The organism is Brevibacterium aurantiacum, from assembly GCF_900169065.1.
Classification (GTDB): domain Bacteria; phylum Actinomycetota; class Actinomycetes; order Actinomycetales; family Brevibacteriaceae; genus Brevibacterium; species Brevibacterium aurantiacum.
This window is the reverse complement of the sequence record NZ_FXZB01000067.1, coordinates 1-1,269: the sequence shown is the minus strand read 5'-3', so window position 1 is coordinate 1,269 and position 1,269 is coordinate 1. Positions and strand designations below refer to the sequence as shown.

Annotated in this window: 1 protein-coding gene; it reads right to left on the bottom strand. The window is 62.3% G+C overall.

The genetic code is table 11. The features are described 5' to 3' along the window. Positions 1–1,269, bottom strand: a protein-coding gene (locus BAUR9175_RS19095; RefSeq protein ID WP_101584983.1) for an IS3 family transposase whose coding sequence is annotated in 2 segments (ribosomal slippage) — positions 1–1,043 and positions 1,043–1,269 — 1,270 coding nt annotated over the 2 segments. Because the reading frame shifts where the segments join, the coding sequence is not laid out codon by codon here. This gene is flagged as partial in the annotation.

Genomic DNA, 1,269 nt, shown 5'->3' with positions numbered 1-1,269 from the left:
CTCCTTTGGTTGGTTGATCCATGCCGGTCCGGGTAGGGCCAGGATCTTGGGATCGGTGGCCTTGCTGAACCTTTGGGGGTGTTTGGCCCGCGCGGCAGCCAAGGTCTGTGAGCGTTTCACGGCGACGCTATCGGCGAAGCCATAGTGGACGTTGGCTGGAGTATGGAACCCGATGCCAGAATGCTGATGAGCGTGATTGTACCAATCCACGAATTCACTGATGAAGGCCCGCGCGTCGCCCAGGGACGCGAAGCGATCGGGGAAGGTTGGCCCGTACTTCATGGTTTTGAAGAGACTTTCGCTGTACGGGTTGTCGTTGCTCACCCGGGGCCTGGAATGGGATCGGGTGACCTCCAGATCCGAGAGCAGTCCGGCAACGGTCTTCGACGTCATCGAGGTCCCGCGGTCGGCGTGGACGACTTCGGGGATGCCGTGGATGCCGAAGATCTCCTTCATCATCTCCACCGCCAGGACCCCTGATTCGGTGGCGTGCACGTGCGCGCCGACGATGAACCTCGAATGGATGTCCACCATCAGGTAACAATCGAAGTACTTGCCCTTCACCGGGCCAGCCAGCTTCGTAATATCCCAGCTGAGCACCTGACCAGGTGCGGTAGCGACCAGCTCCGGAATGGCCCGGGCCGGGTGCTTGGCCAGCCGGCGGCGCTCCTTGACCTGCTCGTTCTCCTGCAGGACCCGGTAGAACGTGGAGACCGAGCCCAGGTAGATGCCCTCATCGAGTAGCTTCGCGTAGACCTGCAGGGGCGCCAAGTCCACGAACTCCGGGGAGTTCAGCGCGGCCAGGATCTCGGCCCGCTCCGCGGCACACAGCTTGTTTGGCGGCACCACCGGCTCGTGGTCCACCGGGGCGGCAGGTTGACGGTAGATCGTGGTGCGTGAGAGGCCGAGCAGGGCCGCGGCCTGCCGCGTCGGAACAGCCGCCTCCACCAAATGCCGGTAGGCGCTGGTCATTTCTTCCTGGACTTCGGCTCGTCCGGTGATTCCTTGATGGCGTTCTCGAAGAACGCCGAGAGTTTTTCCATGATTCCCAAGGCAGCCTCGGTTCGTTCCAACCGGCCCTCACTCACCTCCAGCTGGCGGCGCAAACGCGCGATCTCGACCTGTTCTGCAGAGAGCTTGCCAATGGTTTCCCCGGGCTTCTTTCCGGTGAGAGCACCGGCATCACGAAGCTTTCGCCATTCAGCGATCTGCGAGGAATACAAACCCTGTTCCCGCAGAAAAGCACCGCCCTCCTTGCCGGTGCAGGCG